The sequence below is a fragment of the Paracraurococcus ruber genome (genome assembly GCF_004353985.1).
Classification (GTDB): Bacteria; Pseudomonadota; Alphaproteobacteria; order Acetobacterales; family Acetobacteraceae; genus Paracraurococcus; species Paracraurococcus ruber.
In genome coordinates this window covers 1-632 of sequence record NZ_SMOA01000658.1, presented here as the reverse complement: position 1 = coordinate 632, position 632 = coordinate 1, and the positions used below count along the sequence as shown (strand labels likewise).

The 632-nt window shown below is 81.3% G+C and carries 1 protein-coding gene; it reads left to right on the top strand.

The genetic code is table 11. From position 1 onward, the window contains the following. Nucleotides 1-28: 28 nt before the first annotated feature. The coding region (locus E2C05_RS32335) for an ABC-type transport auxiliary lipoprotein family protein (protein WP_133223667.1) at nucleotides 29-632 on the top strand (604 nt) is incomplete at its 3' end.

Sequence of the window (632 nt, the reverse complement as noted above, 5' to 3'; positions counted from 1 at the left end):
GCCGGCCGGCCGCGCCGGAGACCCGCCGATGACCCCGCCCGGCCGCCGCGCCCTGCTGCTGGCGCTGGCCGCGCTGCCCGCCTGCTCGGTGCTGCCGGACCGGCCCTTCCAGGAGCCGCAGCGCTTCGCCCTGTCGCCGGAACGCCCGCCCGCCGTGGCGGCGACGCGGCGCGGCCCGGTGCTGCTGCTGCGCACGCTGCGCGCCGCCCCCGGCCTCGACCAGCGGGGGCTGCGGGTGCTCGGCGCCGGCGACGTGGTGACGCAGGAGTTCTGGGCCGAATGGGCCGCCCCGCCCGCCGACCTGGCGGAGGAGGCGCTGCGGCGCTGGCTGCTGGCCAGCGGCCGCTTCGCCGCGGTCACCGCGCCCGGTTCGCGCCTGCGGGCGGAGCTGGTCCTGGAGGGCGAGCTGACCCGGCTGCAGGCGGAGCCGCTGGCGGGGATCGCCCGCGCCTCCCTCTCCGGCCTGCTGCTGGCCGATGGCACGGGCGAGAGCCGGGTGCTTGGCCAGTACATGGTCGAGGGCACCGCGCCGCTGCCGGGCGGGGCGCGCCGCGACGGCCGCATCGTCCCGGCCGAGGCCGCGGCGGCGATGAGCGCGGCGCTGGGCGAGGCGCTGGCGCGGCTGGAGCGCG